General features: G+C 39.3%; 13 protein-coding genes. 5 read left to right on the forward strand and 8 right to left on the reverse strand.

Annotated elements, in window-relative coordinates; translation table 11 throughout:
• Positions 1–14 precede the first annotated feature (14 nt).
• The 3 genes from N8A89_RS15540 to N8A89_RS15550 all read left to right on the forward strand — a co-directional run bounded on the left by N8A89_RS15540 (position 15) and on the right by N8A89_RS15550 (position 2771).
• A complete protein-coding gene (locus N8A89_RS15540; protein ID WP_281543048.1) occupies positions 15–518 on the forward strand; it encodes a hypothetical protein in 504 nt (167 codons plus the stop codon).
• A 203-nt stretch (positions 519–721) separates the two neighbouring features.
• On the forward strand, positions 722–1477 hold the full coding sequence (locus N8A89_RS15545; protein ID WP_289644570.1) for a sulfite exporter TauE/SafE family protein: 756 nt from the start codon (positions 722–724) through the stop codon (positions 1475–1477).
• An 88-nt stretch (positions 1478–1565) separates the two neighbouring features.
• Positions 1566–2771, forward strand: a complete 1206-nt coding sequence (locus tag N8A89_RS15550) for a DegT/DnrJ/EryC1/StrS family aminotransferase (RefSeq protein ID WP_281543049.1) — start codon at positions 1566–1568, stop codon at positions 2769–2771.
• Here N8A89_RS15550 and ribB read toward each other — a convergent pair.
• The 8 genes from ribB to N8A89_RS15590 form a co-directional block, all read right to left on the reverse strand.
• Positions 2765–3907: a 3,4-dihydroxy-2-butanone-4-phosphate synthase gene (gene ribB / locus N8A89_RS15555; protein WP_281543050.1), complete on the reverse strand. Its 1143-nt coding sequence runs from the start codon at positions 3905–3907 to the stop codon at positions 2765–2767. The two genes, N8A89_RS15550 and ribB, sit on opposite strands and share 7 nt — an antisense overlap.
• 4 nt (positions 3908–3911) lie before the next feature.
• Positions 3912–5408, reverse strand: a complete 1497-nt coding sequence (locus N8A89_RS15560) for an LptF/LptG family permease (protein WP_430682026.1) — start codon at positions 5406–5408, stop codon at positions 3912–3914.
• 5 nt (positions 5409–5413) lie between these two features.
• Entirely contained in the window at positions 5414–6058 is a 645-nt protein-coding gene (gene lolA1 / locus N8A89_RS15565; protein WP_281543051.1) for an outer membrane lipoprotein periplasmic chaperone LolA1, read from the reverse strand.
• 7 nt (positions 6059–6065) lie between these two features.
• The gene (locus N8A89_RS15570) at positions 6066–8423 is read right to left on the reverse strand and encodes an FtsK/SpoIIIE family DNA translocase (protein ID WP_281543052.1); all 2358 of its coding nucleotides are present in this window, start codon (positions 8421–8423) and stop codon (positions 6066–6068) included.
• Between the two features lie 62 nt (positions 8424–8485).
• Positions 8486–8851, reverse strand: coding sequence for a diacylglycerol kinase family protein (locus N8A89_RS15575; protein WP_281543053.1), 366 nt, complete (start codon positions 8849–8851; stop codon positions 8486–8488).
• An 11-nt stretch (positions 8852–8862) separates the two neighbouring features.
• Positions 8863–9369, reverse strand: coding sequence for a thiol peroxidase (gene tpx, locus N8A89_RS15580; RefSeq protein WP_281543054.1), 507 nt, complete (start codon positions 9367–9369; stop codon positions 8863–8865).
• Positions 9370–9482: 113 nt separating this feature from the next.
• Positions 9483–10976, reverse strand: a complete 1494-nt coding sequence (gene nhaC, locus N8A89_RS15585; protein WP_289644571.1) for a Na+/H+ antiporter NhaC — start codon at positions 10974–10976, stop codon at positions 9483–9485.
• Between the two features lie 72 nt (positions 10977–11048).
• Positions 11049–12272: an aminotransferase class I/II-fold pyridoxal phosphate-dependent enzyme gene (locus N8A89_RS15590; protein ID WP_281543304.1), complete on the reverse strand. Its 1224-nt coding sequence runs from the start codon at positions 12270–12272 to the stop codon at positions 11049–11051.
• A 152-nt stretch (positions 12273–12424) separates the two neighbouring features.
• Here N8A89_RS15590 and N8A89_RS15595 point away from each other — a divergent pair, with 152 nt between their 5' ends.
• Both N8A89_RS15595 and lpdA read left to right on the forward strand, forming a co-directional pair.
• A complete protein-coding gene (locus N8A89_RS15595; RefSeq protein WP_281543055.1) occupies positions 12425–12883 on the forward strand; it encodes an Lrp/AsnC family transcriptional regulator in 459 nt (152 codons plus the stop codon).
• Positions 12884–12982: 99 nt separating this feature from the next.
• On the forward strand, positions 12983–14389 hold the full coding sequence (gene lpdA / locus N8A89_RS15600) for a dihydrolipoyl dehydrogenase (RefSeq protein WP_281543056.1): 1407 nt from the start codon (positions 12983–12985) through the stop codon (positions 14387–14389).
• Positions 14390–14413 lie beyond the last annotated feature (24 nt).

Consider the following 14413-nt stretch of genomic DNA (forward strand, 5'->3'; position numbering starts at 1 on the left):
TAAAACTTTATATCATGAAAAAAAATAGATTTTTAAACATTGTACTACAACTTTCGTTGGCTCTTTTTATTTGGAGCTGTAGCAACGATGACGGTGATAATCCTCAAGAATTGGAAGCTTGGGAAATAGAAGTGGAACAACTCAAAGCGGCAACCAACAAGTACACTAAAGTTGAAGTGGCCGTAGGCGAGGGATTTTTTGATGCATCGGGCTTTGTACCGAATATGGGCCATCACTACATACTGCCCCCAAGAATAGACGGTACTTTTGAATTGGAGAAGCCAGAAATTTTACTCTATGCACCTGATGCTAACGGTAGTATGGAATTTGTGGCGGTAGAATACGCAGTTCCCATAGAGGATTTAGACAATCCCGGATTACCACCTGAGGGTTTTACGGGGAAGCTTGATGAATGGGAGATTAACCCAAATTTAAGTCAATGGCAATTGCACGTTTGGATAAATAAAGAAAATCCTGACGGTATCTTTGCTCCGCATAATTCATTGATAGGTGATTAATTATATAAGACTTTTAAAATTTTAAACCGAAACAAACTTTTGTTTCGGTTTTTTATTAAAATATAATAACGTCTACGAAAGTCTATTTACAGCGAATCATAAGAATGTATAAGTATTCAAAGGATATTTCATTATTAATAAATATGTAAATAAGACCTCGACACTTTTTAACACAATTGTATTCTAGGTCTTACTTTTGTGTTATGGAAGAATGGTACCATTACCCATTATTGGTAATTGTAGGTTTTGTTGTTGGGTTCATTAATACAGTTGCAGGTGGTGGTTCCCTACTGTCACTACCAGTCCTTATATTTCTCGGATTACCTTCCAATGTTGCCAATGGTACGAACAGGGTTGCCATTGTTGTCCAAACGGCGTTGGCAACCGCAGGTTTTAAAAGTAAAGGCGTATCTACCTTTCCTTTCAATATTTATTTAGGTTTATCAGCTTTCTTAGGTTCATCGATCGGTGCCTATATTGCGGTTGATGTTACAGGAGAAACCTTCAACCGTATTTTGGCAATTGTTATGCTATCCGTAGTTCTTATAATCATTTTCAGTCCCAAATTAAATTTGGACCATTTAGAAGAACGACTTACTGGGAAATATTTATGGTTTGGTACATTAGTTTTTTTCTTTTTTGGCATTTATGGGGGCTTTATAAATGCAGGTCTCGGCTTCTTAATGATGTTATTTTTACATTATGTGAATAGGATGTCTTTGGTGAGGTCCAATGCCACAAAAGTGGTGGTCGTATTTGTTTATATGTTGGCGGCATTGGCAGTATTTGCCATAAATGATTTAGTAAATTGGAAGATTGGCTTAATTTTGGCAATAGGCAATGGAAGTGGGGCCTGGTTTGCCAGCAGATTTTCAGTAAAAAAGGGAGATGGATTCATAAAGATTTTCTTAGTCATCATGGTCGTGGTCATGGCCACTAAGCTTTGGTTTTTTTCCTAAATGTTAAAAATTATAGTTTTATAAAATAGCTCAAACGTAGTCAAGAAGGATTTTCAATATTCCAATAAACAATAACTATTTATAATATATGCCAGGATTCGAATTATTTGGAGAGAAAGAGAAATTACAGGTACAGGATGTTTTGGATTCCGGTGTTCTTATGCGCTATGGTTTTGACGGGATGCGGAAAGGACATTGGAAGGCGAAAGAGTTGGAAGTAGCCATCGCTGACCGCATGCAGACCAAACACGCACAATTAGTAAGTAGTGGTACTGCTGCATTAACAGTTGCACTGGCGAGCGCCGGAGTGGGTGTGGGGGATGAGGTTATTATGCCCACCTTCACTTTTGTAGCAAGTTTTGAATCTATTTTGGCCATTGGAGCCATTCCCGTTTTGGTAAATATTGATGATACACTGACCTTGGACCCAAGAGCAGTTGAAAAAGCTATTACCAATCGTACTAAAGTAGTTATGCCCGTGCATATGTGTGGTTCTATGGCAGATTTAAGGGCCCTGAAGGATATTTGTTCCAAGCATAACTTATTGTTATTGGAGGATGCCTGTCAGGCGATTGGAGGAAGTTATGAAGGTAAGCCCTTAGGTAGTTATGGAGATTTAGGATGCTTTTCTTTTGATTATGTAAAGACAATTACCTGTGGAGAAGGTGGAGCCATCATTACAAATAAAGAAGACTTTTACAAGAATGCTGACCATTACTCAGATCATGGTCACGATCATATAGGTAAGGATAGGGGAGCGGAGTCACATCCGTTTTTAGGTTATAATTTTAGGATATCAGAATTGAATGCGGCGGTCGGATGCGCCCAAATTAATAGATTGGACGAGTTTATTACGATTCAAAAAAGGAACTACACCATCATCCGAAATCACTTGGAGAAAATTGATGAGGTTACCTTTAGAAGGGTACCTGAGGGTGGGGTAGAGAATTACTCCTTTCTAAATTTTTTCTTACCATCGGAAGAACTGACAAGAACTACTCATAGATCATTAGGTGAAGCGGGAGTAGATACCTGCTTTTATTGGTTTGACAATAATTGGCACTATTATAAAAAATGGGAACATTTGACTAATCTAAAGTCGTTGGGAAAATTACCAGAAGAGGTCAAAAATCAACTGCCAGATTATAAAAAATCCGATTTTTCCAACTCCGATAGGTGGATGGGGCGCACTATTTCTTCCTTGATAAAATTAAGCTGGACAGAAGCCGATGTGGTGAAACGAGCAGAAAAAATGGCTGGGGTAATAAAGACAAATTTGAATACTGGTCAATAGGTCACATAGTCCACGATTTCCAAGCCATAACCTACAATACCAACCCGTTTGATTTGAGTGCTATTGGTCATTAAGCGCATTTTTTCAATTCCTAAATCATGTAAAATTTGTGCTCCTATGCCGAAATCTTTATGATCCATTTCTATTTTTGGCGCTCGGTAAATACCCTTTTTCTGTAGTTCTTTTAATTCCGCCAATCTTGAAAGAAGGTTCAATGATTGCACATCTTGATTTATAAAGACAATCGCACCCTTGCCCTCTTTATTGATTTTATTGAACATGTCCTCCAACTTTTGTTCCGGACTGTTGGTCAAAGTTCCCAGTATATCATTATTTACTAGCGTGGAGTTAATTCTGGTAAGTATCTCTTCTCCTTTTTTCCATTGCCCTTTGGTCAATGCGATATGTACGTGATTGTTCGTGGTCTGTTTATAGGCCCTCAGTCTAAATTCCCCAAAACGCGTGGTAATATCAAAATCAGTCTCCTTCTGAATAAGACTATCATGCTCCATGCGATAAGCGACCAAATCTTCTATAGATACAATTTTAAGGTCGAACTTTTTAGCCACTTCAAAGAGTTGTGGTAAACGGGCCATACTACCATCATCGTTCATAATTTCCACAATAATTCCCGCAGGCTTTAAACCAGCCAATCTGGCAAAATCAATCGCGGCCTCCGTATGTCCGGTACGTCGTAAAACCCCACCTTCTTTTGCGACTAGTGGAAATATATGACCTGGTCTGGCCAAATCATGAGGTTTGGTTTTTTTATCGGTTAGTGCACAAACCGTCTTTGAGCGGTCTGCAGCAGAAATTCCAGTGGTAACGCCATTACCCCTTAGATCTACGGAAACGGTAAAGGCGGTCTCCATGGGGTCCGTATTATTGGTTACCATCATGTGAAGTCCTAATTCTTTGCACCTGTTTTCGGTTAGTGGCGCACAAATAAGGCCTTTGCCATGGGTTGCCATAAAGTTTACGGTCTCCGGAGTGGCAAGTTCGGCTGCTGCTAAAAAATCTCCCTCATTTTCCCTATTCTCGTCGTCTACTACGATGATAACCTTTCCAGCTCTGATATCATCAATAGCTTCCTCTATGGTATTTAATTTTATTTTATGCTCCCTTTTCGTTATCATGTAGTCAATTCTTTTTCTTTTTCTTGAACAGTTCTTTGAAAAAATCGGTAACCACGCCAAAGCTTACCATGCCCTTATCCTCTGTTGCTCTTTTAGTCAAAAATATACCTAAAGGTAACATAATCAATGTAGAGACCCATGCCCCTAACATTGGATGAATATTGCCTTCTTTGGCATAGTTTCCTGCAAAAACACCTATGAAGTAATAGATAAGAAAAAGAATAATGGCAATGACCATGGGCAAACCCAGTCCTCCTTTCCTAATAATTGCTCCTAGTGGGGCGCCTACAAAAAATAAAATAATGCAAGAAAAAGCTAAGGCATATTTGTTGTGCAGAGAGAGAATATGCATATTGTAAATTTTGTAGCGTTTCTGCATTTCGTCCCTTTTTCCACTTACCGATCCCAATAGTCCTGTGGCGCTGTTTTTTGCAGAGTTTAGGACTTGAATTTTTTGCCAGTCTGGAAAAATACTTAAGATGTCTGCGTTTATTGAATCTTGCCTTGCCTTATTCGTTCGTAGCGCACTTAGTTTTGCACTTGCAATGGAATCCTTTTTTATTTTCTCTTTACTTTTTATGATGGTGGTGTCACGGGGTTCAAGCGGAACGAACATGCCCACCCTACTTTCCATATTTTTTGAGAAAGCCCGTATAATCCTGAAATTATCGTTCTTGAGGGAGTCTATATCTTTTGATAATCGAGAGATATTCTTCATTTTATCGGTACTAATATCTCGCTCTTCTTCTAAATCCTCATTATTAAGTTCAGGAACTTCAATATTCATGATATAGGTATCAAAATCAGCGTGTGCAAATGGATATTTTAGTTGATTCTTTTTGGATTGAACATCCTCGTAATAGTTTCCGTCCGTAAGAACCAATTGGATTAAATCCGAACCTTCGCCACTGATTAACTCTCCAGTTTTAGCCTTAATCGCTGTCGTATTTTTATTGGCCGTATTTTTTAAGTGAATAATAACATTCTTTAAAAAGCGGTCGTTATCGCCATATTTCTCATCCACTTTTATACTCATTCCTTCAAAATCGCTGAAAACTCCTTCGGTAACGGCAGCAGCAGGCTTAACCTGGGCAATATTTCTTCTTAAATTATAGATTTTTCGTTGAGATAATGGAATAATATTGTTCGCAAAGAAGAACGTGACACCACCCAACAGGGTAACGAATATAATTAAGGGCAACATGGCTCGCTGCAATGAAATGCCCGAAGCTTTCATAGCCGCGAACTCATAATTTTCCGCAAATGAACCAAAAGTTAAAATTGACGATAGGAGAACGGTTAGAGGCAAAACCTTTTCTGTAAGGTCTGGCATTAAATAAAAGAGAAATTTCCCTATAATTACAATATCCAGTCCCTTTCCGGCTAAATCGTCTATGAAAAGCCAAATCGTTTGAAATATAAAAATGAACATTAATATTACAAACGAGCTAATAAAATTAAAAACAAACCTAGATAATATATACCGGTCTAGAATTCTCAAATGTTCTAATTTCTTATGATAGTGTAATCATCGTTCTTGTATTTACCTTCGTCAAAAGTAAATAAGGTTTCCGATAGATTTTGGTCAGTTTTGAAAGAATTAACGGTTATCGTTGTTTTTGTACCATTATTACCCGTTTCTATAAGTTTATAGATGTGTTTTGTACCTGTATCTATACCTAATAAAATCGATTTTATCTCGGTATCGGAATCAATTGGGGTCAACTTAACATACTGGATTTTTCTTCCTTGAACGTCCTGTAAGATATCCCATGCGTACTTGTGGCCTTCCCTGTAAAAGGTAAGCATTTTTGAAGGTGTCATGGTGCCTTCGTCCTCTAACTGGTCCTCAATGGTCACTTCCTCATTGTCGGGAATTATTGTGTAGACCTTCTGGCCATCGAATAATTGTTGCGACCCTAAATAATTGAATAAATATTTCTCACCAGCCAAGGTAACATCACCACGAGTTTCTTGATTTATTCCAGCTTCCGTATTTTGAAGGTCGAATTTAAAATCTACAAATATGTTGTCATAACTTTTAACCTTTGCATAAACTTCGTCTAGCAAGGCCTTTGCTTTTGCCTCATCTTGGGCATTTGCCATGGTAATAGAAGTTAATGCAATTAGAAGTACTATTATCTTTTTCATCTTAATCTTAATTATTTTCATTATCAAAAAACTGTTCAAGTGCAATCATATCAGGAATAAGTACCTGTCTTGCTTTACTACCTTCGAACTGACCTACAATTCCGGCAGCTTCCAACTGGTCTATAATACGTCCCGCACGATTATATCCTAATTTCAATTTACGTTGAATCAAAGATGCCGAACCTTGCTGTGCTATTACTATAACTTCAGCAGCTTCTCGGAACATCTTATCGCGATCCGCTATATCATAATCAACACTCGTGCCAGAATCCTCGCCAACATATTCTGGCAGTTCATGTGCCTCTGGATAAGCTCTTTGACTTCCTATATACTCGGTTATTTTGGCAACTTCTGGAGTATCCACGAACGCACACTGAATTCGGGTAACGTCGTTGCCTTGTGTGTATAACATATCTCCTCGGCCAATAAGTTGATCTGCACCCTGCGCATCCAAAATAGTTCTGGAATCAATTTTTGAGGTTACCCGAAACGCAATACGGGCAGGGAAATTCGCTTTAATGATACCGGTGATGACATTAACGGACGGTCGCTGCGTTGCAATAATCAGGTGTATTCCTATGGCCCGGGCTAATTGGGCAAGTCTTGCAATAGGCGTCTCCACTTCCTTTCCCGCGGTCATAATCAAATCTGCAAATTCATCGATTACCAAAACGATGTACGGTAAAAACTTGTGTCCGTCATTTGGGTTTAGTTTTCTGGCCTTGAACTTAGTGTTGTACTCCTTAAGGTTACGCACCATCGCCAATTTTAATAGTTCATACCTATTGTCCATCTCAATACACAGTGAATTCAGGGTATGGATGACCTTGGTGTTATCGGTAATAATCGCTTCCTCGGAATCTGGTAATTTCGCCAAGAAATGACGTTCAATCTTATTGTAGAGCGTCAATTCTACTTTCTTGGGATCTACTAGAATAAATTTGACCTCTGCAGGATGCTTTTTATATAAAAGCGACGTCAGTACTGCATTTAAACCCACGGATTTTCCCTGTCCCGTAGCTCCTGCCATTAACAAATGCGGCATTTTCGCCAAGTCAACGACAAATGTTTCGTTACTAATTGTTTTTCCAAAAGCGATGGGAAGCTCCATTTCTGCTTTTTGGAATTTACTTGATGCAATCACCGAACGCATGGAAACTATAGTGGCGTTCTTATTGGGAACTTCAATACCTATAGTTCCTTTACCGGGAATCGGAGCTATGATACGGATTCCTAATGCCGCTAAGGACAGCGCAATATCATCTTCAAGGTTCTTAATTTTTGAAATTCTCACGCCTGCCTCCGGTACAATTTCATAAAGAGTAACTGTAGGGCCTATGGTCGCTTTGATTTGTGCGATACCTATTTTATAGTTTTTTAGGGTATCTACAATTCTGTTCTTATTATCCTCAAGCTCTTCTTGATTTATTGTAATACCTCCAGTTACACCGTGCTGGTCAAGTAAGTCTAAGGTTGGAAATTTATAATTCCCCAACTCAAGTGTAGGGTCGAACTCACCGAAATCGTCCACTAGCTTACTCGCCAGAACATCTGTCTCCTCAGTCTCCTCTACTATTTTCTCAACCTCCATGGCCAATTGGGGTTCTTCCTCTTCTTTAGCGCTTTCAATTTCTAAATCGTTGGATTCATTTTTTAAAGGAGGTATGTCCTCCTTGTGGGTATAGGTATCTATTATTACCGGTGTTTCGTCGTTCTTGTCCAAAACAACACCTTCATTCTTCTTTTCTTTAGAGGTTTTGAACTCGGATCGCAAAGCCTGATTTTTGATTTTGAAAAATTCCATTAAACCCTCTGGAGTGAAGTTGAATAACCTGACGAGAATAAAAATCAATCCGAAAACCAATAATAGAAGTACTCCAATCTTACCGGTATAGGCTTGAAGAAAATCGTTCATTTCATAACCTACCAAACCTCCGAGCAGCGGGCTATCAATGGCAAAAAAACCTAGTGTGATAGAAATCCAAATCAAAAAAAGCAAACCCCATATCCATTTTTTTAATAATCCTGATTTGTTCAGTCCCAGGAACATGTAAATACCGGTTAGGCATATTAAAAATGGAAGGATCAAGGATGCAATGCCAAAACCTTTATATACGAATAAGTGGCTTACACTTGCTCCAAATTTATTGAGGAGATTTTTGGCCTCTGCATTACGATCTTTGAATTCGCTAAGTAGACTTTGGTCGTCTTGCCAAGTAAAGTAAAAGGACACAAACGAAAAAAACAAAGCAATGCTAAGAAGCATCAAAAGACTACCAATGATAATCTTATTCTGCTTTGAAATTTTAAAAGGGGAACCTTTTTTTGCTGTTTTCGGCTTTGTTTTAGTTGCCTTTTTTGCCATGAAATCTTCAATTCTAGGGGCTAAAATACGAATTTCGGGTCTAAGCCGATTGGTATAGTGGGCTAAAAAATCTTAGGTAAGTAAATGATCAACCCTATAATGGTTGCGGCAATGGACACTAACATCACGGCACCTGCAGAGATATCTTTTATGAAACCAATTTTTGTATCGAACTTTGGTTGAACGTAATCCGAAATCTTTTCTATCGCCGTGTTCATCCCTTCAATTCCGAGTACCAGGGCAATCGCGAAAATTTGTAAAATCCACTCAACGTTGGAAATCTCGTAATAAAACCCAGCAGCGGTCATTACCAAAGTAATGAAGACTTGAATTTTTATACTTGCTTCGGTCTTTAGTAACAACAAAGCGCCGCGCAAGGCAAAACCAACGCTCCTAAGTCGATTTACTAGGAATGATTCTTTGGGCATAAAATTTTGCTCTAATCGTTCATTAAAGCTTCCAATGCCGCTTTGTAGTTTGGTTCGTCAACAATCTCCTGAACTTGTTCCGTATAGATTACCTCTCCTTTTTCATCAAGGACAATCACTGCTCTTGAATGCAAGGGGGCTAAGGGACCATCGGTAAATTCCAAATTATAGGATTTTCCAAAATTACCATTTCTGAAGTCTGACAAAAGTTCTACATTATCAATACCTTCCGCCCCACAAAAACGGGCTTGGGCAAATGGAAGGTCCTTAGAAATACAAAGCACAATGGTATTATCCAATTCCGCCGCTTCTTCATTAAATTGACGAACGGATTGGGCGCAAGTACCTGTATCCACGCTGGGGAATATGTTCAGTACCAGCCTAGAACCCACATAATCAGAAAGTTTTACCGTGGATAAATCATTTTTAGTCAAGGTGAATTCCGGTGCTTTGCTGCCTTTAGAGGGTAAATCACCCAGTGTATGAATTGTATTACCTTTAAGTGTTACGGTGGCCATAGTTTTGGATTTAAATTTTAGAAGGTGAAATTAAAAAATATCGTAACGATAACTATGGGAATCCTTTAAAAATAGCAAAGAAAGTTTTATTTGAGGCAATAAAACATTGAGGCTTATGCATTAGATAGTTTTGGAGTCACCAATTGCTTGATTTTAATGCCCAGACCGGCAAAAATCAGGGTCATTATAGGGCTAAGCCAATTGAACATAGCATATACGAAATATTCACCAACACTTACACCGAGAACACCACTGTGGTAAGCCCCACAGGTATTCCAAGGAACTAAAACTGAAGTAACCGTTCCGGAATCCTCCAAAGTGCGGCTCAAATTCTCCGGGGCCAAACCTCTGTCCGCATAGGCCTTGGAAAACATTTTACCCGGCACTACAATTGCCAAATATTGATCGGATGCTGTAACGTTCAATGCCAGACAACTAGCCACTGTACTGGCAAAAAGCCCAAATGTTGTTTTAGCAAGGCTTAATAAAGCACTACTTATTCTAGCAAGTGCACCAATTCCATCCATAATTCCGCCAAAGACCATAGCACAAACGATAAGCCAAATAGTTCCTAGCATTCCTGCCATACCCTTCGCCGTAAACAGATCATTCAATGCCTCATTATCAGTGGGAATAGTGGTATTTACAGTAATCGCTTTTAAAACCCCTTTATAGGCGGACTCAAAATTCAGTGATGTATTTCCGGTTATCCCCGCAACCACTTCGGGTTGAAAAATCAATGCAAAAACAGCGCCCAATAAAGTTCCTATCAATAAAGCGGCCAAAGGGGGTGTTTTTTTTACGATTAACGCAATAACCACCAAAGGAACTAGGAACAACCATCCGTTTATATTAAAGGATGCATCGATTGAAGTTAATATAGTATCAACATCAGCAACTCCACTAGTTTCAAGATTAAGGCCTATGATTATGAATACCGTCAATGTAACTGTTATGGTAGGTACCGTCGTCCATAACATATATTTAATATGGCTAAAAAGCTCTCCCCCGGCCATGGCAGGCGCAAGGTTCGTTGTATCGCTTAGGGGGGAAAGTTTATCTCCAAAATAAGCCCCTGAAAGAACTGCGCCTGCGGTCATTCCCAGGGATATACCTAGGGCATCCCCAATACCGATAAGTGCAATGCCCACGGTAGCGGCCGTTGTCCAACTGCTACCCGTTGCAATCGAAATGATGGCACAGATAATTACACATGCTGCTAGAAAAATGGTCGGATTTAAAATTTGAAGGCCGTAATATATCATTGCTGGAATGATACCACTTATAAGCCATGTTCCTGCCAATGCCCCCACCATAAGCAATATAAGTAAAGCTCCGGTGGTAGATTTTACATTTTCAGCCACCTCAGCAAGCATTTGCTTGTAGGATACTTTATTTAAAAATCCCACAATGGCAGCGACGGCTCCTCCTAGCAGTAAAATGAATTGATTAGATCCACTTAGTGCATCATCTCCAAAAACGTAAACGTTGTAAGCCAACATGCCCACTAAGGCAATTACAGGTATTAAGGCTTCCCAAATATTAAGCGCTTTATTTTCTACTATATTTTCATTCTCTCTATGCTTATTGGAATTCTGCTTTGCCATTGATTATCGGTTTGGTTGCCCGTAATATTACGATTAATGCTACGGATGTGCAAACCCGATAACAGGTATGGCCTAACTAAATGTTGGTCTTTGAGTTTCTAGAATATTCAATTCTATCATGCACTGCTTAATAGCTTCATAGGTTCTTCTGATATCCTCGTCCAATCCAATTGAAAAGCGAATAAGTCCGTCCCCTAATCCCATTTCTTTTTGTTCTTCCAGCGGTATTTCGGAAGATGTTGAAGTGCCCGGTGCGCTAAACAGGGTTTTATAAAACCCGAGGCTTACCGCTAAATAGCCCAATTTTTTATCCTGCATTAATTCCATCAAGGCATTGGCATTCTCCAATGAGCCGACATCAATAGTCATTAATCCACCAAAACCATATTCTGGGTTCATTTGATCCTCCATTATTAAATGGCCTGGGTGCGATGATAGTCCCGGGTAAACCACCCTTAATCCGTCCTTTTCAAAATTTCGAGCTAAGAACATCGCATTTTCGCTATGCTTCTTCATTCGTATATGAAGTGTTCGCATATTTTTTAAGATGGATGCGCCTCGTAGACTGTCCAATGTGCTACCCAGTAACATTCCTGCCCCACTGTTCACATCCTTAAGGCTTAAACAAAATTCCTTTGTTCCACATACAACTCCGGCAACACAGTCACTTGTCCCATTGATAAATTTGGTCAAGCTGTGGATGATAATATCCGCTCCCAGTTTGACTGGCGTAATGGATAAGGGAGAAAAGGTGTTATCGACTACCAAGGGAAGATTGTTCTTTTTTGCAATTCCAGACAGCGCGGCAATATCAGCCACCTCTAACAACGGATTGCTTACACTTTCGCAATAAATCATTTTGGTTTTGGGCGTGATCGCTTCCGCTACTGCGTCAAGGTCCGTGATATCTAAAAAGGTGGTTTCTATGTTAAACCTTTTTAAAAAATTCTTCATAAAGGCATACGTACCACCATAAATGGTTCTACTGCTGATGATGTGGTCTCCTGCATCACACAATTGCAAAATCACTGCCGTAATAGCTCCCATTCCACTTGCCGTTACATTAGCGGTTTCGGTACCCTCCAACGCGGCCAATGCTTCACCTAAATACAGGTTGGACGGGGAAGAGTGTCTACTATATAGGTAACAACCCTCGGTATTCCCTTCAAAGGTGTTGAACATTGTTTTAGCGGATAAAAAAGTATATGTGGATGAATCTGAAATGGAAGGATTAACACCGCCGTATTCTCCAAAATATTGTAAATCCTGTAAATCGTTCGCTGGTTTCTTACTCATCATATCATTATTTGAATATAAAATTACCTTTTTAATGATAAAAAATCAATAGAATGTCATATAATCAGTTAATAAATCTATATTTATCAATTGAATAGATTTATAATCTAAAATAGCAGCGCTTATTCTGTTTTTAATGAAAATTATTTATTATGAATTTTGATGATACTGACCTGAAGCTATTAAATCTTTTACAGTCCGATTGTAAAAAGACCACTAAGGAATATGCTAACTCCCTAGGATTGTCTACCACTGCCGTTTATGAGCGGATTAAACGGTTGGAAAAAACAAGGACTGTTACCAACTATGTAGCCTTAGTGGATAAATATCACGTGGAACGGAGTTTTACGGTTTATTGCCATGTAAAATTGGTGCAACATACACGGGATAATATTCAACAATTTGAACGGGAGGTTCTGAAATTGGAAGAGGTAGTAGAATGTTATCATTTGAGCGGGGATTATGATTATTTGCTTAAAATCCTTGTCAAGGATATGCAGGCCTACCGGGAGTTTATGGTATCCAAACTTACTGCCATAAATCACATTGGTAGTACTCAAAGTTCCTTTAGCATAAAGGAGGTAAAGCACACTACTTCAATTCCCTTGTAATGCCCGAAAGTTGTATTTTCATTATGGACCAATAAATACAATGTCAGTATTCTTGTGTATTTTTGTTGAATATTTAATCAGATTATAATCCATTTATTTATGAATCAATATGATGTAGTGGTAATCGGCTCGGGACCTGGAGGATACGTTGCAGCAATCCGTTGTGCACAATTAGGAATGAAAACGGCAATAATTGAAAAATATGCAACCCTGGGTGGCACCTGCCTAAATGTGGGATGCATTCCGTCTAAAGCATTACTGGATTCATCGCACCACTACGAGGATGCCGTTAAGCATTTTGAGGAACATGGCATTGAAATTCCAGGTGAGATAAAAGTAAATTTGGAACAAATGATTACCCGTAAGCAAGGGGTTGTAGACCAGACTACAAAGGGTATTCAGTTTCTAATGGATAAGAATAAAATTGATGTCTATGAGGGGCTTGGGAGTTTTAAAGATGCCACTCATGTAGAAATTAAAATGAACGATGGTAAAAAAGAAACCATGGAGGCAAAAAACATCATCATTGCCACTGGGTCCAAACCGTCTACGTTGCCTTTTATTAAAATTGATAAAGAACGGATCATTACTTCTACGGAAGCGTTGAAGCTTAAAGAAATACCAAAGCACATGCTGGTTATCGGTGGAGGCGTTATTGGTTTGGAACTAGGCCAGGTATACAAGAGATTGGGTGCGGAAGTCACGGTGATAGAGTATATGGACCGTATTATTCCTGGAATGGATAGTGCCCTTTCCAAGGAACTCGCCAAAGTAATGAAGAAGCAAAAAGTGAAGTTTGCTTTGTCCCATAAAGTAAAATCGGTAGAACGAAAAGATGATAAGATTACAGTTAAGGCAGAGGATAAAAAGGGCGAAGAGGTAGTTTTTGAAGGTGATTATTGCCTCGTTTCCGTTGGAAGAAAACCATATACCGATGGTTTAAATGCTGAGGCGGCAGGTGTTAAGTTAGATGACCGGGGGAGGGTAGAGGTAGATGCTCATTTGAAGACTAACGTTGATAATATTTATGCCATAGGTGATGTTGTTAAAGGTGCTATGTTGGCTCATAAAGCCGAGGAAGAAGGCACTTTGGTAGCTGAACAATTGGCAGGTCAAAAACCACATATAGATTATAATTTAATTCCAGGAGTAGTTTATACATGGCCGGAAGTGGCCGCGGTCGGGAAAACAGAGGAAGAGCTAAAAGAAGCTGGGATTGAATACAAAGTTGGTCAGTTCCCAATGCGCGCTTTGGGTCGTGCTAGGGCTAGTGGTGATATCGACGGTTTTGTTAAAATATTGGCCGATAAGAATACCGATGAAGTTCTTGGGGTTCATATGATCGGTGCCCGTTGTGCTGATTTGATTACTGAGGCCGTGACAGCGATGGAATTTAGGGCATCTGCAGAAGATATGTCTCGTATGAGTCATGCACACCCGACCTATGCAGAGGCGGTGAAAGAAGCTGCACTTGCCGCCACAGAGGATAGGGCGTTACATATTTAGGCAAAAAAGCATAAGGAATACAAA

The organism is Maribacter aestuarii (genome assembly GCF_027474845.2).
GTDB lineage: Bacteria > Bacteroidota > Bacteroidia > Flavobacteriales > Flavobacteriaceae > Maribacter > Maribacter aestuarii.